This window comes from Legionella lytica, from assembly GCF_023921225.1.
Taxonomy (GTDB): Bacteria; Pseudomonadota; Gammaproteobacteria; order Legionellales; family Legionellaceae; genus Legionella; species Legionella lytica.
On record NZ_CP071527.1, the window covers coordinates 2,404,691 to 2,423,846 of the forward strand.

A 19,156-nucleotide genomic window follows, 5' to 3' on the forward strand; every position below is an offset into this window, starting at 1 on the left:
TGAGACTGTGCCGGCATGATTCGCTAAGAGAAGTGATTTCAGCTACTCTTCTTGTAAATATTGCAGTTTATCAGTTACCCCTTCCCAATCTTTAGCATCTTCTGGGGCATCTTTTTTGGCCGTAATATTTGGCCACTTTTGTGCAAGTCTGGCATTCAATTCTTTAAACGGCTGTTGCTCATCGGTTAAATCGTCTTCAGAAACAATAGCATTCACAGGGCACTCTGGCTCGCACAATGCGCAATCAATGCATTCATCGGGATGGATCACTAAAAAGTTAGGCCCTTCATAAAAACAATCCACAGGACAGACTTCAACACAGTCTGTGTACTTACAACGAATGCAACTTTCAGTTACGACAAAAGTCATGCTCAACCTTTTCAAATGGGAATAAAGAATAAATGTTATTAAAGCACAAAACCAGGTACTGGTGGTAGTAATTCTCTATTGCTAAGACCAGATTTAATCAGGTGCGCTCTGTAATTTTAAATTGAAAAATAATCACTGTGCTCTTGAATAAGACATCTACCTGTGTTAAATTTAATCAATTTTATTTTTAAGGTTCAATTAGGACCCTTTTATACCTTATCGCTTTTTGTTGGAGCACCAATGAGTCAGTTAAACAATCTATTTGATCAAACAAGTCATCCGGAAATTCAAAAACTTATAGAAAAGTTTAATGAGACTCCAAATGAAAATTATCTCGAGCGCTATTTTTACCTGCAAAAACTTAATTTTTTGCTGAAGCATACTCGAGCCGATGAAAACTTAACTCGTTGGATAAATGCCAGTTCAGATGAAGAAGGAAGTTGGCAAGCGCTGTTAGTGTCTTTGGACATTAATCCTCTCGCTGTGCCCCTGTTACAAGCGACTCAATTTGCTGATGTAGTGGCAAACAGTGTAGGGCACCGTCCCGCTCCCCGTACCGAAGAGAATGCCCAGAGATTAACAGACTCACTCAATCAATTATTAAAACAAAACTTACCTTTTGAACGTTGCCAAGCACAGTTCGTTGAATTAAATTATCGTATAAGCCAGATATTTGCAAAGCTCCCCCCTTATCCTCAAATTGGACGAGGGCTGTTAAAAGCATGTATTGAGCAATTTAATGCACTTCCGCAAGATGATCATATCCAACGTATATTTCAGTTACAACGAATTCAATATCACTTGAACAAAGTCCCTTTAAATCAAAGTTTATTTAATTGGCGTAATGGCCATCCTGACCATACTGGGTCTTGGGAATCACTTTTAAATACTTATGGCATTGATCCCGATGGATCCTTTTTCTTAAAAAGCGCTCAGTTTGCCAAAGCGATAAAAAGCAGAATGAGATCTTACCCTCCCCTACCCAAAGATGCGGCATATAACGACATCTACAAGCTAATGCAACAACGTGATGAGCTCCTTGAAAAAAGCGTTCTTGACGCAAAAGATAGAACTTTATACATCGCTCTTTGTTGCCGCATTGATTACTTAATGGAAAATCAATCCAAAAATAAAGCAACCAAAGAGAGACACCTTGAAGATTTAGCTAAAGCCAAAGATAAACTTTCGGCAATTAAAGGCCATAACAAAGAAGTGAGTGAACGATATCAAACAGCTGTTTTAGGTGATCACCAAGCAAACAATTTTAATTTCACGTTAGATATCAAGGTGTTTGAAGAGGAATTCGCAAAAGAAGAATCTAAAAAAGAAGCGTCTAAGCGATTTATTCTCCGTATCGAAGATCGCCCACAATTAGGTATTGAACAGAAATTACATTCTTACCAAGTAACTGATTATTTTGCAGATGATGTTGCATTTTCGATGATCCAATTCAAAGATGGAGAAGGTGATGTCTGCTATAAACCTTTAGTTTTAAGCCAATTTGCCAATGAAGGCGATTTACGTAGTGTGGCAAAACGGTTAAGAAATAAAAATACGGCGTTCATTCTCAGCACTGCAGCTCACTTTTTCCAAAGAATAAATGACTTTTGCCTCAAACTAAAAGAGGCAGATGTGTACCATCCGGATATTAAATTAAGTAACTTTCTGGCTCATAACAAACGATTAATTGTTGCGGATAGAAAAACCTTTGTTAGTGGAAAGTCTCAACTTGCATCAAATTTACGCTCTACACCTCAATATGCACCCCAAGAATATTCTGACTGCCTCAATGAAGATCAAGATGGGTATGTACCTAAAGCCTACAAAACTCGATTTGATATGGAACAATTTATGGCATACCAGGTAGGTATGGCTTTAAAAGAGTTCTTACTATTAACAAAAATGGATGAGGTACCTGACGATTATTGGAGTCCTGATTGTGATATAGAGTCTTATTTTAAAGATGGGAACAGTCAAATTAAGAACTATATTTTGTTAATTCGTGAAATGACTCGTCAAGAAGAAGGAAGAAGACTGTCTATTAGCCAAATGCAGAAATTATTATTTACCATCAATAAGCAACCGGTTAATTTTTACGAAGATGTCGAACAGGTCTTGCCTTCAGCATCAGTAGGACTTGAAAAAGAATATAATGAAATCAATGAATTATTAAATAATAAACTAAGTAGTGAAGAATTATTGAAGCAAGCAAATGCTCTCTTTATTCGATTAACCAATCGCGAACCTCAAGAATGTCGCCTAAATCGATTTGCGGAAAAACTTGCGATTAAATGTTATGAACAATGTTCGAAGACTTATTTTTCTAATATTTCACGCTCTATTGAAAAAACATTATTAGACCAGGACTGGCCACATGCAAGCTTCACTCAAAAACTGATTCATTACTTATCTTTCGGATATTTCCGCGTACCCGAGGTAACTAAGGTAACAGAAATAAACCTTGCTTTGAATTTTGCAGGACCCGAATTCCAATCTCATTTTGTTCCATTCATATACTTATCTGAAACACATCTGAGACATTTGGGAATTAAACAATCTCAACACATGATTGATTTCTTACAAGCAAACATGACGGAAATAAAAACAGCGTTTGCGGAAACTATTTCGGAAAGTATCGGCGAAGCAGAATTAAACCTGAATGAGCCACCTCAACAACCGTTAGCAATGGCAAGTGCCTCCTTAGAGGAAGACTCCCAGGTAGATATGGATGAGGAATCATTTGAAGACGAATCGCTTTCAAGTAGTGTTGTTATTAAGAAAACTGTTGGAGATAGCAATTCACAACCATCCTTCGTCATTAATAGCATTGTAGAAACCGATGGAGACAAACAATCACCGTCAACTCATCAATCCGAAGAGGACGGTGAGGAGGAAGAAAACTCCGGCAGCGTAGTTTATATTCCAAATCCAAGTTCAGATACAAATCCAGAAGCAGAAGCTGATGCAGAAGAGAAACAAATTGAGAGGGCAGCAAAAACAAAGGCAACTTTGCGATTTTTTGCCGCAGTTAAAAAACAACAACCAAGCTCTTATCAAGCTCGAAAACAACATAGATTCTTCAATAAAGCGACTCTACGTGGCACGAGTATTGTTTTTAAAGGAGAAGCACTCAATTCATTGATGGCGGCTGTTGCTGCACAGGAAATTGAATCCACTACCTCCTCCACTCAAAGCTCACTAGCAGTCGTTTGCTAAAGTACTACAAGATAAGCGCTCAAGGACGTGCGCTTATTTTAATAAACTCAATAAGTTAGACAAAGAAAAAACAAGTAAGTCTTACAGTTCAGGCCAACAAGTTATATTATACGCGTTTTCCAATTATATTTAGCAATGCTTTAAAAATTGTCTATATTATAAGTAAGTTGGTCTTTTCAAAGCTAACCATATCTAAAACAGACAGTTTAAAGTATATTGAATAAATGGAGTTATTATGCCAATACATGAACGACGACAACACTTCCGGATCGAGGATTATATATACTTTAACTACCGAATTATGGAATCGGGTGAAATGTGCTCGGATAGAGCCGTTGTCGATGAGTTATTGGGTAAAAATGGACAACGCTATTTGGAAGCATCGCATTATTTCCAAAATATTGACTACGAACTAGCTGAATTAACCCAGGCTATTGCATTAAAAGACCCAGCTTTAGCGCATTATCTTAATCTGTTAAATACTAAAATAGACTATTTGTCTCGACAAATGCTTATGACCAATACCATTCAAATGCGTAAAGTAAACATTAGTCTTGGCGGCATGGCATTTAAAACATCAGAGCTTATTAAAGAAAAAACCAATTTAAAGATGGTTATCTATACTAAGCCCAAAATGATTCCAATTATTTTGGAAGCAACCGTGGTGTATAGCCAATATCAAAGTGAACACCATTATCGTACGGCGGTAACCTTTAATGGTCTAACGGATGAACAAGAACAAATATTATCCCAGCATATTTTACTGGGACAAGTAAAAACTCGCTCCGACTAAAAAGGTTACAAATTAGTTAATCCACAGTAAACTACACCCTTTCTAATAGGTCCGTACCCCTGCGACCTATTAATTACATTGAATCACACTCTCCGACATTCTACAGAGAAATAGAAACCTGTTTGACAGCAAACAGGCTACACTAACTGCGATAAGAGGTAAATTATGACTAGAATCGTACATTGTTGTAAATTAAAGCGCGATGCTGAGGGTATGTTAAAAGCCCCCTTCCCTGGCGCTCTAGGTGAACGAATTTTTAATGAAGTATCTAAAGAAGCCTGGAACATGTGGCTGTCTCATCAAACTATGTTAATCAACGAGTATCGCTTAAATTTGCTCGAATCCAAATCAAGAGAATTTTTAAAAGAAGAAATGCAAAAGTATTTTTTCGGTGAAGGTTCAGAAAAACCTGCTGGATATACTCCAAATTAATCCATTTTGAAACATAATAACCCAAACTGTTGAATGGCCTCAGATTTTTTCATAAAAAATGAAATCAGTGCTTGACTCTAAGGCCATAAAAGGGTTTAATGCATCCCATTGGGGCCAGATAGCTCAGTCGGTAGAGCAGAGGATTGAAAATCCTCGTGTCGGCGGTTCGATTCCGTCTCTGGCCACCATGTAAATCAAATATTTAAATCCCCGTGTAAACTCAATGTAAAAAAACTCGCACTATTTTCCATTTAAGACGGCAGCTATAATCACCTACAAAGAACCTTAACGCGCACTCTGTAATTTTCAAAATTACAAAAATCATAAGCTCTTCGTTGAATCATTAACAACACAGCGCCCTAACATGAGTTCTATAAATGTAGGGTTCGGATTTTTCACAAACTTTAACAACGAACCCAGGATGATCCTGGCTCCATCGGATTTGCTCTTGTACTTCTGGCCGGAGGTCTCATGGTTTATTTTAAACTCACTTCGCAGCACATCCCTCTGGCGCTGTTTTGCCTGCTCAAGATCAAGAGAGCCTTGCGCTCAAAGAGCTTGTTAATGAGCTGATAAAACTTATGAAAGATGCAGAGCGAGGGCCCGAAGATTGGCAAATAACCTTTTAAATCTGCGCAGTCGTAGCTCGCAGCAGATTCAACTACCGAGTTCAGGATAATATAAAGGGGGCTGATAGAGCCCCCCAAAGCCTACATGTGCATGCTAGAGTTATCGTTATGGTCCGCTTCAAACATGAGGGAAGCCACTTGATCGGCCTTCGTTTTATCAATTTTCTTGCTAGTATAATTAACTATATGGAGGAATAGCTCACAAAAAATTTCTTCAGATTCACGCTCACCAATAAAAGTCTCAACCTCAGTTATGTGATTATCAATAGCTTGATTAAAACATTCCAAATCACTCATTGAGAAACGTCGCTCGGGCGAATGCAGATGTAATGATTCTGTAATAGCTCCATATTCCCGGTACGCATGAGCGCAGTGTGGATCAATCATTAGCGCATCAGAATACATTGAATAAGCGATTAAATGAGCCTTGGTAATGTTCATTTCGTATGGGCATTTTTTATAATAATAAAAATGGGCTACAAAAGATAATAACGTTGCCAAAAACTCAGGCTCGCTATAATTTTGTGCTACGCGCTTCATAGCAGATGCAAATATTTGGCTGGATGGGGTTGTCCCCGGTTTGGGCGCCCTGTCTTTTTGTGCAAAAAATGAATTACTTATTGGAGCTTGCAAAATATGCATAGGTTGCCCCAGTTGTTCATTATTTGCCTCTTGCAGTTTAGGTCGTTTTGCTCGTTCTTGCTCTAGCAGGATTAGTTCCTCTTCATCTTCTTCTATCACTCTTCTAGAAGATTTCTTATTTAAATTTTGTGGTTGTGCTTTTAATTGTATAGATTTTTGGATTAATTCACCAATGTCATTAATAACTTGTCTATTCTGTATTAGACGGGGGAGTGCCTTTATGAGTATTCTGTATTGGCGAATGAAATGAGCAGTCTCATTGGAGCTCTTTTGTTCTATAGCAATTAACAATTGATAATTTAAAAGTTCTAAATGATTGGAACTACCTGGTCTTATGTTATTTTCTAATGCATTAAGTCGGATGTAATCTTTCATCTGTACTAAGAAATCTTGGTCTTTTTCTATTCGAAAGGCACGCTCTAATAAATTTAAATAGCCAAGATGCAGTTGCATTTTTATAGGCAGCTCTATTGCTTTACGATACTCTAGAGCCTTTTCTAGCCACGACAATGCCATTAATAAGTTGTCTTCGGCAGGATCTTGCTCGAAAATATCAACTAACCGATCGCTCAAAGCCTCCGCTACACTCGCCAAAACACCATAAATTTTTGCTCTTCGGCGTCTAGCATGCAAATCATTGAGTACAATTTTTGTCAGCGCTTCATCCACAGAGTGCATCCGCTCAAGATGAGCCATTATTTCTTGTCTGAAATCGGCGATTTTTTGATAGCTCCATTGTTCCAGAGAGTTAAGAGATAAATGTGCCGAACAGAAAATAATATCACTTAACGCGCCAGCTAAACCATTATAAGAATAAAGTGACTCAACAAAATTAGGACGTGCGATTATTTGATTTAAGTGGGTAAATGCTTGCTGATAATAAAATAGGGCCTGTTCATAGTTTTCTTCATCTTTTGCAGCGTCACCAAGTTTTTTCTGTGGGCTATCAAAATAAAATTTAGGCATAAAAATCTCTAACTAAAAAAATCAAATTGTATCAAAAAAAACACAACTGATCAAAATCACCTCTTTCTGGATATGAGATTATTGACCCGCATAATATGCAAAGAAAATCCGGATGAATGTTCAGGGCTCCTACGTTTATTCGAATTCGGGTTCTACTTCCATTATTTTTTGATTTGGAGTTTCTTCGCTCAATTGAACGATGGCTTTAGCCCTACTATTAAAACTATAAGTTACATATTCATAACTGGTATTAATCGATACGTATAACTAAGCTCATGCGTCTAGACACAGTATTAACTTCATTTTTCGAGAGGCCTTCTTTAATGTCATTAAGCTTTCTAAAACACCACATCCGTACTATCTCGGCTTTCGATCGACAAAAGGACGGATGTTGGGAAAAACTGGAAGCTCTTCTTATCCTGGTTTTTTCCCTATTCCAGGTAACTTTACACTACCCGGCGGTGTTGCGCTTCCATCACTGTTCTTTCTCGGCGACTTAGTATTTTCTCCTCTCTTAAAGATCTTCAACTGTTGCGAGCCTCCTAGTGCTTGTTTGGGGAGATGGCTAACCGCTTCTCGCCCTTGATCAAAACTACTTGAGCTAGAAGCTGCCTGATCTACAGAAGATGAAAACATTGAATGGCCAGCAGAAACCTTGGGAACACCGGAAGACCCAGCTTGGGGTTCGATGTGGTTTGCATTTTGTCGCCGATGCCCCGTATTAACAACGCTAATCTCATCTGGCAAATCCGTCTCAAACAACATGCCTATCTCTTCAATTGATAGATGGTTCTGCAGTACAATTGATACTCTGGATTTCCTCTCCCCATCATCATTAAACAGACGTATCATCGCTTCATTTGACTGCATGGTCTCTGCCAACAGCTCCTGCTCCGCTTGAGGTACTTCTACCTTTAAAGCAGTAATCGCATTTGATATCAATACCTTAAAATCAACACACTTCTCTTCCCATTCACTTAAGTTTAACAAATTAAACTGGATAATAAGCAAAGATAATTGTAGGTGAAAAACTTTGATAGCTTCAGATAATTCAGTCGCAATAGTATTAGTATTTTCTGCTGAGGATGACTGAGCCTTTTGAGTTGACTTTTTACTTATCCCACCGCCATCAACATTATCTGCTAGTTGATATTGTCGGTGCTCTTCAATACGTTTTAAATTTTCTTTATGTTTCTGTTGCAATTGCTCCCATTCATCACTTGTCATATTTTGTTTAGTTTTGTTACTGTCTTTAAACGATTTATTTTCTTCTTCGACGAGCTGTTCCCTGCGCTTAACAATTGCTTTATATAGCCGTGGAATACACTTATCGATAGTCTCTTCGTTAATAAAATCTTTATTTTTTAATTCAAGCTGTACTCCACCACGAAAGCGCATAGGCTGTTCATAGAGTCGATTAGCATCCTCAAATAGTTCGCTGAATTTTTTATAATCGTTCAGGCAATTTTTTAAATCATGCAACAAGCGCAATAAGGTATCAACATTCTGCCCAGCCCTTTCTAATTTTTCAATTCTCCTAGCAGCGCGCTCAATCAGGCTCTCATATCCCACTATTTCTTTTTGATAACATATCAATCTGATTATGAAATCTTTGCCTGTGACTGTTAACTTGGCCTGTTTCGGTGGAGCCATCTTTTACCCCTCACTATTCTTACCATTATGCTCATTATAGCAAGGACCAGCTTGCTTAGCGAAGCGATGAGAAACATTAAGAATCAAGTTGATGATGATTAACACAGTGATGGGCGATTGAAGAGCAAGTTTTGTCTCTAATTGTGTCTTATTGCTCATTGAAATAAAAATAATTAAAACAATGAAGCACAAAGATCAAATATTGACCACAAAGTTGTTTTTTAATATAATTGAGCCTTCTATAGCTAGTTTCCAGGAGTGCAGCATGGCATTAACAGAAGTTCATGTACAAAATCTACTCTCATCTGATGCAAAAAAAATGACCGAAGACCAGCAAGTATATTTGCTCCACGCCATTCTTGAGGATGCAAAACAACCATTAAACTCACAGCTAGAGCAAGATAAAAATATAATTACACTTATTTCTAGCTGCCAAGAAACCCTTAAGCCAGGAGGATCATTAGGTCCTGCTAGAGATAACGTAAACAAATTAATTGCTCTTCTTGAGCAGACAGAGGGTGGGCAATCCACACTGAATCATTTTAAACAAAATGGGGTCTATCGTATTCTTTATCGCAATCCCAGGATGCATGGTCAGCAATTACCCCAAAATGATGCTTTGAATCAACTTCTACGTGCAGGTTTTACAGGTGTTGGTATCTCTGCAGTAATTGTCGCCTTTTTTGTGGCAACCACTCTTATTGGTGGTGCTCCTTTTTGGCTTACCGCAGTTTCTGCTGGCCTTTTTACCGGTGCCTCAGCCTATTTAAGTGGCATTTTATACGGCGTAGTAAATGATCTTTTTGCAACAAGAGCTAATCTGCCTTACTTTCTTTTAGGCCATCAACCTCAACAACAAAGCATGCTGCGCACCAATGATAAAATAGCTCAAGGTATCGCCTGGGGAGTAGCAGCCACCTTTCCGCTTGTAGCGCTCGCATCCGTCTTATTTGCGGTGGTGGCAACAACTACTGCTTTTTTTGTTCCACTAGCTACATTCCTATTACCTGCCATGATGGTTGCCATGCCTTTAATCGCCATTGGAGCTGAAATGTATGCTCGCAAAATGACCAAGGCTAATGAAGAAAATTATGGTGATAATCTGTACAATATAAGTTTCTACCTAAATGAATACCAACGCGAAGGGCTTAACTTGATGTGTCAAACACGCCAAGAGCTTGCGGCCTGGAAGGCCAATAGTGACCGTAATGTTTTTGGTTTTCATCGCGTGCCCTTGATTGGTGCAGGTGCGTTAGTAGGTTTTGTGGGTTTAAGCGTCTTAAGTGCATTCATCCCAGCCGTGCTTTTTGCTTCACCAATTATTGCTATGGCTGTTCCTGCTGCATTTGCTGGACTTGCCACACTTTCGCTTGCTGTAGGCGGAATTTACACCTACGTTAACCGCAACACATTATTAGATGATCGCTACCGTATGGAGTTTGATGGAGAACTTAAGCCAGATTTATATCTTGATGAAGATGCAGAGTATGTACAAACTGTACTTCACAAATATCCAAGCCCAGCGGAAAAAGCGATGAAAGCAGAGATGACAACCGAAAAAGCTCCTCAAGAGGTCGCTCATTTTGGCCCCGTGATTTCTCTCCCTACTTCGAAACCAACTCTGACCAGCACAACTGAGGAAGAAAAGACGGATGACCTAACTACATCCCCATCTTACTAAGGAAACACATTGCAATGACTTATGACATTCCCTGTTTTTTTTAAAATTATCTACTATAGTTTTAAGACTCTAATAAGAATAATAACAAACGGGGGATGTCATGTTACGTCGATGGACCGCTGTCGCTTTATTATTTTGTACCCTCCCATGCTTTGCTGCTGATGAGCATGAAATAGCCATTACTATTGATGATTTACCCTTTGTTGGTTCAGGCACAAGTACTCCAGCCAGTTTAAAACGCACTCAAGATCGATTTATGGCTATAGTGAAAGCCCTTGTTGATAACCAAGTACCCGCTACAGGTTTTGTGATTGGTGGTGCTGTGGCTAAAAATGAATGGGATCTGTTAGAGACATTCCGCAATCAAGGCTTTGCTTTAGGTAATCATACTTATACCCATGACAGTCTAAACAGCATGAGTGCAAACAAGTACATTGCGGATATTGAGCGAGCAGATGTTAAATTAGCCCCAGTAATGACTGAACCAAAATATTTCCGCTATCCTTACCTTGCTGAAGGAACTGGTGAGAAAAAACAACAGGTGATGAATTACTTAGCAGCGCATCAATACACCATTGCTCCAGTTACTATTGACAGTAAAGATTATGAGTTCAATGCCCAATTTTATAGAATCCCCTATCGCAAGAGAGCACAAAGTATTAATCAATTTAAAAAGCGTTACTTGGCCTACATTTGGAAACAAACTCTGGCAGCAGAACGTAGAACCAACAAGTATAATGGACAGCCTATAAAACAAATATTACTTATCCACGCAAATCTACTAAACAGCTATTGTTTGGAAGACATTATTGAGATGTATAAAAAGAATGGATATAAATTTATTAGTCTTGCTGATGCGTTGAGAGGAGATACGGTGCCTTCATTAAATGCGGGTGCAGAATCTCCGAATCTTGCTGAGCAGACTCCAAAAGAGGCTGTAGTAAATAAGGCGGCGCCTTAATTGTGAAGGGACTCTATCTCGAGGGTATTTTCATTGTAAGTTGGACCATGGCCCAACTTACATATCTCTAAACTAGATATTACTTTGAAGAAACCTGGGCTACACGAGAAATAGCATGCTTAGGTAATAATAACCAATAATGTCCCGTGTTTTTCATATGACCTGCAATCGAGGTTGCGCGATCTCCGTCTCCCCAAAATACATCCCCACGGATCTTGCCACGAATTGCACCACCCGTATCTTGGGCGATCATCAAACGCTGCATAGGCTTATTTTCATCAGGTTTAAGACTATTTGGACGTGTCGTATTCAACCATAATGGAGTTCCCAAAGGAATCCATTGCTTATCTACTGCGAGAGAGTACCCCGGGGTCAACCATACACCTTGCGCCCCCAAAGCCACTCCTTGATTCATTTTACGGAAAAATACAAAAGACTTATTTTCGTTAATGACTGGATTTAATTGTTTAGGATGTTCCGTCAAATAACGCTTAATTGCTTGCATAGACGCATTATGTCGAGTCATAACCCCTTTTCTGATTAAAACTCCAGCAATAGCCGTATATGGCTGTCCATTTTGTGCATCGTAACCTACAGAGATACGCTCACCATCTTCAAGTTCAATAAGCCCTGAGCCCTGAATTTCTAAAAACAGGCGGTCAATAGGACTATTAATCCAAACCAAGACTTTAGCTTTATCCTTTAAAGCTCCTCTAGTGATTTGAGCACGCGTATAATAAGGAACGAGTTGTTTTTTTACCAAACGGCCTACAATACGGCGATTTTTCAGATCTCCGGAAAACATTCCTAAATCAGAAGTAATTAAATCGTCGGGGGTTTCATATAAAGGCACGCTAAATTCCTTCGATTTAGTATAACTGCCCTTAATTGTTGGAACATAATAACCAGTAAACAAACCAGGTCCAGACTCCGGATCAAAAAACTCTACCGGTTGAAACCATTCTTCAAAAAACAATTTAGCTGATTTATCAGTAATCGAATCTATGCTTAAAGCAGCAGCACAGGCAGGTTGCCAATCTTTTACTTGCAGCTCAATATGATCAGTTCCAACCACTTGCTCGGGATTTTGCTTCACAAAAGCACGACAAGAAACTTGAAATGTTGCTAATGAGCGCTTCAAATCGGCAGACGTCCATCCAGGAAGTTGGTTAAAAGTAACCGGCCTGAACATAGATGCCGTTTTTTGCGGTTCTACAGGTTGCTTAAGTTGCTTGGAATGCCAAAACCACCAGGATGTTGTACCTAGTGCAGCAATGGCGACGAATAATGATGTATATAGTATTTTCTTTTTCATAGAGGACAATTTTTACACGTTATGGAGGATAATGCAACCAAAAGCTGGTTATTTTTAAACCAAATTATGAGCTACAGCTTTTAAAAGGTCAATAGTATACCCCATCAACCAATTGATTTCATTTATTTTATTGAGGGAAGTACCTAGACAGCTCCTAAATAACGCCAACTACTAATCCCTAAGCGAATTAGACGCTCCTTGCCCACACAATTCGCTATTGTTCCTGCACTAAGATAACGAATTTGCAAAAAAGAAACCGCTATCCCCTCCTCCTGTGACACCACCGAAATGCGTTGATGATGGCTTGCTCGTTTTTGCCCTTGCTCATAAACCACCAAACAGGGAAAGGAACCTAAATCCTCGATAAAATACTGATAACTTAGCTCCCCATTCTTAAAAGAACAGCCTTGGTGCTGCAACAAAGTATCCAATGCATGATTGGCGTCGTCTTGATGGCGAATGCAACTCGAGGCAAAAAATTTTTGCTGCGCTAATTGGAGAGCTACTGCCTCTAACTGATAAAAACGTTGGTGCAAGGCCTCTTGATGATTACTTGTTTTGAAATAGAGCAACAGATGCTGCATGGAGCTTACTACCAACAAACTAATAACTGCCGTAATTAGTAAGACAATTAGAAAAATAAATCCCTGGTCCTTTCGTTTCATGAGCCCCGCACCGTAACCATAATATCCTGCATGTCTCCCTCTACAAGCCCCAAGGTTACTTGCACCACAACAGTTCCATGTCTGCGTTGCCGACGGCTATGTAAAGACCGAATGAATGAAGTAAGCTCCTCTGACTGGCCAAGTTGGTAAAATAAAGCAGGTTTTCCTTCAGCATTTTTCTTAATAAACCAACGCTCCTCCCAATATTCACCTACATAAACAGTACCTCTATACTTAAACTGCAAAGGCTTAGCTAAAGTAATTAATACTCCTTTTGCATGGGGCTTCATCGTGAAACTTTGGTGTATTTCTGCCTGTTCACAGTCCGCAATAATTAAGGGGTGTTTTTTATTAAATGAAGTAGCATGAGGCACAAGAATCTGCTGTGTATTGAATATGCTTCGTACCTCCGCAAACTGCTCATGCATGCGATTGATTTGCAGTAAATATCGTGGTCCATTTTCGATGTATAAACCAGGAACCGACTTCCCCTGTTTTTTTAGATTTAACTGCTCGATGCCCAGACATGGGGTAAAGCCCGCCCTACGAATGCTGTCACTCAATAAATCACTAACCCAGCGCAGATCAAAATGCGTGGCAAGTAGGCGTTCCATTTCCATATAACCCTGTTTACTTTGGCCATAAAATTGCATCAGCGTCGTCATGAGCAAACTTGCTAGAAACAAACCGATTAATACTTCTGATAAGCTAATTCCTGACTGATTCTTCATGAAGAACCTGTTAACTTCTGATGGTGTCGAGTAAGAACATTCAGTTTGGCAGCATGATGTATACGCAATACCATGTCTTGAGCGTTATCTTCAATCTGTAACTGATAGCCTGGAGGAGGAACAGGAAGCTGTTGCAGCTGAGCGAATAAGGCTTCGTCAATTGCATCCAAAAACCACGTGCTTTGTTCCCGCCAGATTATTTGTCTGAGTAATTGCTTACTTTGCCATTGCTGCTGCAATAAAAATAAAGCGACCAGTGTCACGAGCAAAAGCGATGCCAGCACTTCGACAAGGGAAAATCCCTGTTGCTGATTCATAGTCCATAATTCCTGAGGTTGGTTAACCTGCGCAGAATAGCGCCCTAATTAGCAAAACTCAAGTAGATACTGTTTCTACATAATATTGACTTAATCTTTATCCCGTACAATACAATTTTTTTTAATAAGAGTGTTATTGATGAACAAAGTTGTCATTATTGGTGCGGGGCCCATAGGACTCTACCTTGCTTACAAACTGATGCAAAAAGGAATTAAAGCCTCCATTTTTGATCCGCGCGCAGGTGTTTATTTACGCCCAGGGCATGTGAACAAAGAAGATCTGCAAAAGGTGTTGAAAGAAATAAATGAAACAAAACCAATAACGAAACGCGTTCATATCAAAGATGTTGAGCGTGTACTTTATAAAAAAATCCAATATCTTAACATTCCGGTAGAAAAGAAATTGTTTGTTCGTTTAAGCACAACCGGAAAAGGCGTTATTGTGGCCAATGATGAGAACGTAGAAGAGTTCATCGAATGTGATTTCGTTTTTGATTGCACCGGCTCGAAACGAAGCGTGGTCCATGCAGTAAATAACATCATCTCACCGAAACCATTTACTATCAAACCCATTGTCACCGAAGTTAATGTAAAAAATAACTTTCTTGCCTATGTCAAAATGGATGAGGCCCACAAAAGCCTGATTGACCTATTTGAAAATAAAGCAAACCGATTTAACCCTGACATTGAAGAACCACTTCTTTATGCCCGAAGGATAGAACAAGTTCGCGCTTTAGGCTGGAAGGAACTGGGTTACCCTAAATACTATAGCGTCAACTTTGGTGAAGAAAAAGTGTGTATCTATATGGAAGCTCCCGATAATTTACCAAAAGAGCTGGAAAGTGCCTGGGTTGAAACGTTATTGCGTAGTATGTCTGGATTTGATTCCATCTCCTTTAAAAAATTAGAACCCTCGAAAAAACCGCGTTTTGTCCAGTTTCAAGTTTATCCGCAGGAAGTTAAAGAAGTTGTCTTTGAACATAAAAACTATCCGACTGTAATCCCGCTGGGTGATGCACAAATGGAACCCCATTATCGCCTAGCTTTAGGATTAAAATCAGGCATGGGACGAGTGGATTTGCTCATCGATCATATCGAAGCACATCAAAATAATATTGCTTATTTTGATGCTCAAGAATATTTTGAAGTGATTAAAAAAAATCTCAAAAATCATAGAACTCGAGTAACATCTCATTTTGAAGACCGTGCGCAATATCATGCAAACTGGTTAGTACAAGCAGAGAAACATTATGAGGACGCGATTCAAAAAGCAAAAGAACAGCAAGAACCTACAGCCCATTTTGAAAAAACACTCATAGAAATCAAGGCACGAAATAATTATCAACAAGTACAACAACGGCTAGCAGAGCTTGGTAACGAAGAGAAGATCCGCCAACAAATCGATGCTAACCCTGAGAAGATGAAGCTGCAATTAGAATCTATATACAAGCTACTAAAGGAAGCACAGGCTAATTTACCAGAGTCATTTGCTACAGAGCATGCGAAATTAGCACAAAATTTAGTGCATATTGCTAAAGTATGGAAAGAACTCGGTAATCATTATTTTAAAAAACAATTGTTCACCACTACTAAGCTCATGTTTGAAAAAGGTTTAGCCATTTACGACGAGATTAAACTACAAGAAACACATGCCCTGGCAGAATTGACCCTTTATTCCAATTTAATTGTGTGCAAACGTAAATTGAATGAGAATGAAGAAATTATTGGACTTGGAAAAAAAGCCTTATTAATATATCCGAAAAGTCCAGAGCTCATGGTGATTAGTAGAAAAATTCTAGCCAATTTGCTTATTTCCATGGAGGAGCAGGTAAATACGGGTATGCTTCACTCACAAGAGTTCAAGGTGCAAACTCAAGAGCTTTGCGAATTACATCCTGAATTAGTTGACCAACAATTAAAGAAAAATCTAACTGGCATGGGTAATATTACCCATTATATGCAAGAGTTTGGCTTGTTTAAACAGGATATTAAGGTAGATAAACCTAACCCACAACCAACATCCATTACCTCTAATTTTATCATGTAATTATTTTCTCTTGATTACCCTTACAATTAGCTTTCTCTTCGAAGTTAATTGTAAGGGTATCATTCGCAACAAAAGTCCCATCTCCCGAATTAAAGTGTTTGCATCGTGACAGAAAGCATTGCCTTAGGTAATATGAAGTCAATTACTAAGCAAGGAATGTTTATGGCAGTTAATTATCAAGAAGTACCTCATCCAGGAATACGTTCATTGGTTCCTTATAAACCAGGAAAATCCATCGAAGAACTGGCTCGTGAGAAAGGGATTAGTGACATTATTAAATTAGCCAGCAACGAAAACCCTTTAGGATGCAGCCCTAAGGCTTTAGCAGCCTTCCGAGATATGTCGCCTCATATACTGGCAATGTATCCCTCCCCTGCGAATCATCCATTAATACCTAAATTAGCCCAAAAACATCAAGTAGATACAAATCAAATTTTCGTTAGTAATGGCTCCGATTACATCTATACCATTTTGTTAAATTCATTCGTATTACATCATGATAAACATATTCTTGTTCATGATTATGCGTTCAGTACTTATGCGATTCAGGCCCAAACATTGAACATCCCCGTCCATTCTGTTGCAATACATGATGATTGGCATGTTGATATCACCGCAATTATTGAAGCATGTACCCCCAAAACAGGCATTATTTTTTTAGCCAATCCTAATAATCCAACTGGGGTACTCATTAATCAACAAGAAATACAGCATCTGCTTAATAGCATTCCTGAAAGTACTTTATTAGTCATTGATGAAGCCTATTATGAATTTGCAGCATCGCACAATAATAACAACAGCATCGATTGGTTAGCCAAACACCCTAATCTCATCATTACGCGTACTTTCTCTAAAATCTATGGCTTAGCCGGATTACGTTTAGGTTATGCGCTGGCTCATCCATCGATTATCGACATCATGCAACGGGTACAACTCCCATTCACCGTCAATCAAGCAGCACTGACTGCGGCCCATGCAGCATTGGATGATCACGAGTTCCTCCAGCTAAGTTTGAAAACCAATGCTGAGGGAATGGAGCAAATACGTGCAGGCTTTGAAGACTTAGATCTAGAATACCTACCCTCTGCATGCAATTTCTTTACCTTTAACTGTAAGGAAGATGGGATGTCACTCTATAATTATCTTTTAGACAAAGGTATCATTGTGCGACCGCTTCATCCCTATAAAATGAATAATTACATTCGAGTAACTGTCGGTACCCAAGAACAAAATGCTCGTTTTCTTGAGGCATTGAAGAGTTACTATCGTTAAGGAGTCAAAATGACAAGTGATTTAAGCAGCAAACATTGTGAATCATGTGAAGGAATTGGGGCTGCATTGACTGCAGAGCAAGTTAAAAATTTGCTACCTCAATTGAATAAGCAATGGCAGGTTAGTGCAGATAATCGCATTATTCGACGTGAATTATCCTTTAAAGATTTTTACGAAACAATGGCTTTTGTGAATGCGCTTGCCTGGATAGCAAACGTTGAAAACCATCATCCTGATTTAGAAGTTGGTTATAACTATTGCCATGTAAGCTTTACGACTCATGCCTTAGATGGTTTAAGTCATAATGATTTTATTTGTGCCGCAAAATTAGACAAACTGTTGCTGGGTTAACAAAAAATCAAATTGCCACGGAAAATCGTTTGCGTGGCAAAATAAACACACCAACATATATCAACAAAACATATTGATCAAAAATTGAATTTATCGTATCATGTGATAACGATATTCTACTGTTTTATTCGATATGCCTAAGTCATACACACACAGCACTATTGACAACAGCTCTCATGATCTAATCGATGATTTACTTTTTGCAGCACGATATGTTCCCAAAGCCGTATTAACTATTTCACTCCATTCACTTACTGGTGCAGTCTTAGGTTGGAGTTCCAGTTATATTTGTAAAGAGTCATGGAATGAATATGCTCGCGCCAATCATGAAGTTATTGATCCTAATGGCGAATATGCCACTGAAGATGAAAAATATCTGCATTTTTCACGCAGTCAACAATTTAATCAGATAACACCGACCATTACGGAAGCAATCCCAACCTATGCCGCATTACTTGGAGCATGTACCGGAGGTTTTTTTGCAGCGACTAAGGTCTTGGGTAACTTTAAACAGGAATTAGAAAACGATCGAATTACCAGACATTTAGATATAGTTTAGTTTTTCAGCGATCGGAATTAGTTATCCGTGAAGGATAAACCTGGTTGCAAGCAACCAGGCTACAATAATTACAATTACTTTTAACGGAATCTATAATTTCCACTATCAGCACAAAGATCCACTACCGCATGAACAAGACTGGATACTGGACGGGTAAACAATCCTACAATACTTAGCAAAGGATTAATAATTGCCGCAGCAAGCGCAGACACACAATAGCAAAAATGCTCCTTCGTATGCTCCCAGCGATTACTAGCTGCTGATAATGTCTCATCGCTGTGAAACCCTTTGGGGGAAACACTACTAGCCCAAAGCTGGCCCGCTGCAATCAATGAAGTAACACAATTGAATGCCGAAATTACCGCATCAAGTAAAAAAGAAGGAGCAGCAATCACATCCATCACCGGACGACCAGCATAAATTAAAAAATCGGAGCGCTTGTAAGACCGTGATTGAATAGGACTTAATAACGCGTTAAAACGAACCTTGGTAGAACTAAAGATACCATACTCAGTGACTAAACTAGGGTGAATTACATCATTAGACATTTTAAACTC

At 38.9% G+C, this 19,156-nt stretch carries 17 protein-coding genes and 1 tRNA gene; 10 read left to right on the forward strand and 8 right to left on the reverse strand.

Going from position 1 to position 19,156, the window contains the following annotated elements; all coding sequences use genetic code 11:
• Positions 1 to 42: 42 nt before the first annotated feature.
• Positions 43 to 369, reverse strand: coding sequence for a ferredoxin FdxA (fdxA, locus tag J2N86_RS10580; protein ID WP_252579408.1), 327 nt, complete (start codon positions 367 to 369; stop codon positions 43 to 45).
• Positions 370 to 609: 240 nt separating this feature from the next.
• Between fdxA and J2N86_RS10585 the strand changes: the two genes are divergently transcribed.
• The 4 genes from J2N86_RS10585 (at position 610) to J2N86_RS10600 (ending at position 4,998) form a co-directional block, all read left to right on the forward strand.
• Entirely contained in the window at positions 610 to 3,585 is a 2,976-nt protein-coding gene (locus J2N86_RS10585) for a hypothetical protein (protein WP_252579410.1), read from the forward strand.
• A gap of 235 nt (positions 3,586 to 3,820) precedes the next feature.
• A complete protein-coding gene (locus J2N86_RS10590) occupies positions 3,821 to 4,378 on the forward strand; it encodes a PilZ domain-containing protein (protein WP_252579411.1) in 558 nt (185 codons plus the stop codon).
• Positions 4,379 to 4,543: 165 nt separating this feature from the next.
• Positions 4,544 to 4,810 (forward strand): oxidative damage protection protein, encoded by a 267-nt coding sequence (locus J2N86_RS10595; RefSeq protein ID WP_252579413.1) that lies wholly within the window; start codon positions 4,544 to 4,546, stop codon positions 4,808 to 4,810.
• 112 nt (positions 4,811 to 4,922) lie between these two features.
• Positions 4,923 to 4,998: transfer RNA gene (locus J2N86_RS10600), tRNA-Phe, on the forward strand.
• 522 nt (positions 4,999 to 5,520) lie between these two features.
• Here the strand turns inward: J2N86_RS10600 and J2N86_RS10605 are convergent.
• The gene (locus tag J2N86_RS10605; protein WP_252579414.1) at positions 5,521 to 7,047 is read right to left on the reverse strand and encodes a hypothetical protein; all 1,527 of its coding nucleotides are present in this window, start codon (positions 7,045 to 7,047) and stop codon (positions 5,521 to 5,523) included.
• Positions 7,048 to 7,461: 414 nt separating this feature from the next.
• Complete coding sequence (locus tag J2N86_RS10610; protein ID WP_252579416.1) at positions 7,462 to 8,700, reverse strand: hypothetical protein; 1,239 nt, start codon at positions 8,698 to 8,700, stop codon at positions 7,462 to 7,464.
• Positions 8,701 to 8,965: 265 nt separating this feature from the next.
• Between J2N86_RS10610 and J2N86_RS10615 the strand changes: the two genes are divergently transcribed.
• Entirely contained in the window at positions 8,966 to 10,381 is a 1,416-nt protein-coding gene (locus J2N86_RS10615; protein ID WP_252579418.1) for a hypothetical protein, read from the forward strand.
• A gap of 100 nt (positions 10,382 to 10,481) precedes the next feature.
• Positions 10,482 to 11,342, forward strand: coding sequence for a polysaccharide deacetylase family protein (locus J2N86_RS10620; RefSeq protein WP_252579420.1), 861 nt, complete (start codon positions 10,482 to 10,484; stop codon positions 11,340 to 11,342).
• Between the two features lie 79 nt (positions 11,343 to 11,421).
• Here the strand turns inward: J2N86_RS10620 and mltA are convergent, their stop codons facing one another.
• The 4 genes from mltA to J2N86_RS10640 all read right to left on the reverse strand — a co-directional run bounded on the left by mltA (position 11,422) and on the right by J2N86_RS10640 (position 14,370).
• A complete protein-coding gene (mltA, locus tag J2N86_RS10625) occupies positions 11,422 to 12,657 on the reverse strand; it encodes a murein transglycosylase A (RefSeq protein WP_252579422.1) in 1,236 nt (411 codons plus the stop codon).
• A gap of 143 nt (positions 12,658 to 12,800) precedes the next feature.
• Positions 12,801 to 13,322, reverse strand: coding sequence for a type II secretion system protein (locus tag J2N86_RS10630; protein ID WP_252579424.1), 522 nt, complete (start codon positions 13,320 to 13,322; stop codon positions 12,801 to 12,803).
• Positions 13,319 to 14,053, reverse strand: coding sequence for a PilW family protein (locus J2N86_RS10635; protein ID WP_252579425.1), 735 nt, complete (start codon positions 14,051 to 14,053; stop codon positions 13,319 to 13,321). The genes J2N86_RS10630 and J2N86_RS10635 overlap by 4 nt, the downstream gene beginning before the upstream one ends.
• A complete protein-coding gene (locus J2N86_RS10640) occupies positions 14,050 to 14,370 on the reverse strand; it encodes a type IV pilus modification PilV family protein (RefSeq protein ID WP_252579426.1) in 321 nt (106 codons plus the stop codon). Before J2N86_RS10640 ends, J2N86_RS10635 begins: the two co-directional genes overlap by 4 nt.
• A 139-nt stretch (positions 14,371 to 14,509) precedes the next feature.
• Here J2N86_RS10640 and J2N86_RS10645 point away from each other — a divergent pair, with 139 nt between their 5' ends.
• The 4 genes from J2N86_RS10645 to J2N86_RS10660 all read left to right on the forward strand — a co-directional run bounded on the left by J2N86_RS10645 (position 14,510) and on the right by J2N86_RS10660 (position 18,599).
• The gene (locus J2N86_RS10645) at positions 14,510 to 16,417 is read left to right on the forward strand and encodes an NAD(P)/FAD-dependent oxidoreductase (RefSeq protein WP_252579427.1); all 1,908 of its coding nucleotides are present in this window, start codon (positions 14,510 to 14,512) and stop codon (positions 16,415 to 16,417) included.
• Between the two features lie 162 nt (positions 16,418 to 16,579).
• A complete protein-coding gene (hisC, locus tag J2N86_RS10650) occupies positions 16,580 to 17,689 on the forward strand; it encodes a histidinol-phosphate transaminase (protein ID WP_252582442.1) in 1,110 nt (369 codons plus the stop codon).
• Positions 17,690 to 17,698: 9 nt separating this feature from the next.
• Entirely contained in the window at positions 17,699 to 18,040 is a 342-nt protein-coding gene (locus tag J2N86_RS10655) for a 4a-hydroxytetrahydrobiopterin dehydratase (protein ID WP_252579428.1), read from the forward strand.
• A gap of 133 nt (positions 18,041 to 18,173) precedes the next feature.
• Positions 18,174 to 18,599: a hypothetical protein gene (locus J2N86_RS10660; RefSeq protein WP_252579430.1), complete on the forward strand. Its 426-nt coding sequence runs from the start codon at positions 18,174 to 18,176 to the stop codon at positions 18,597 to 18,599.
• Positions 18,600 to 18,679: 80 nt separating this feature from the next.
• On the opposite strand, the gene J2N86_RS10665 is transcribed toward J2N86_RS10660, so the two are convergent.
• Positions 18,680 to 19,147, reverse strand: a complete 468-nt coding sequence (locus J2N86_RS10665) for a hypothetical protein (RefSeq protein WP_252579431.1) — start codon at positions 19,145 to 19,147, stop codon at positions 18,680 to 18,682.
• Between the last annotated feature and the right edge of the window lie 9 nt (positions 19,148 to 19,156).

Bases quoted from the DNA above. Each gene is read 5' to 3' on its own strand.
- fdxA (WP_252579408.1), bottom strand. From the start codon at position 369: ATGACTTTTGTCGTAACTGAAAGTTGCATTCGTTGTAAGTACACAGAC.
- J2N86_RS10585 (WP_252579410.1), top strand. From the start codon at position 610: ATGAGTCAGTTAAACAATCTATTTGATCAAACAAGTCATCCGGAAATT.
- J2N86_RS10590 (WP_252579411.1), top strand. From the start codon at position 3,821: ATGCCAATACATGAACGACGACAACACTTCCGGATCGAGGATTATATA.
- J2N86_RS10595 (WP_252579413.1), top strand. From the start codon at position 4,544: ATGACTAGAATCGTACATTGTTGTAAATTAAAGCGCGATGCTGAGGGT.
- J2N86_RS10605 (WP_252579414.1), bottom strand. From the start codon at position 7,047: ATGCCTAAATTTTATTTTGATAGCCCACAGAAAAAACTTGGTGACGCT.
- J2N86_RS10610 (WP_252579416.1), bottom strand. From the start codon at position 8,700: ATGGCTCCACCGAAACAGGCCAAGTTAACAGTCACAGGCAAAGATTTC.
- J2N86_RS10615 (WP_252579418.1), top strand. From the start codon at position 8,966: ATGGCATTAACAGAAGTTCATGTACAAAATCTACTCTCATCTGATGCA.
- J2N86_RS10620 (WP_252579420.1), top strand. From the start codon at position 10,482: ATGTTACGTCGATGGACCGCTGTCGCTTTATTATTTTGTACCCTCCCA.
- mltA (WP_252579422.1), bottom strand. From the start codon at position 12,657: ATGAAAAAGAAAATACTATATACATCATTATTCGTCGCCATTGCTGCA.
- J2N86_RS10630 (WP_252579424.1), bottom strand. From the start codon at position 13,322: ATGAAACGAAAGGACCAGGGATTTATTTTTCTAATTGTCTTACTAATT.
- J2N86_RS10635 (WP_252579425.1), bottom strand. From the start codon at position 14,053: ATGAAGAATCAGTCAGGAATTAGCTTATCAGAAGTATTAATCGGTTTG.
- J2N86_RS10640 (WP_252579426.1), bottom strand. From the start codon at position 14,370: ATGAATCAGCAACAGGGATTTTCCCTTGTCGAAGTGCTGGCATCGCTT.
- J2N86_RS10645 (WP_252579427.1), top strand. From the start codon at position 14,510: ATGAACAAAGTTGTCATTATTGGTGCGGGGCCCATAGGACTCTACCTT.
- hisC (WP_252582442.1), top strand. From the start codon at position 16,580: ATGGCAGTTAATTATCAAGAAGTACCTCATCCAGGAATACGTTCATTG.
- J2N86_RS10655 (WP_252579428.1), top strand. From the start codon at position 17,699: ATGACAAGTGATTTAAGCAGCAAACATTGTGAATCATGTGAAGGAATT.
- J2N86_RS10660 (WP_252579430.1), top strand. From the start codon at position 18,174: ATGCCTAAGTCATACACACACAGCACTATTGACAACAGCTCTCATGAT.
- J2N86_RS10665 (WP_252579431.1), bottom strand. From the start codon at position 19,147: ATGTCTAATGATGTAATTCACCCTAGTTTAGTCACTGAGTATGGTATC.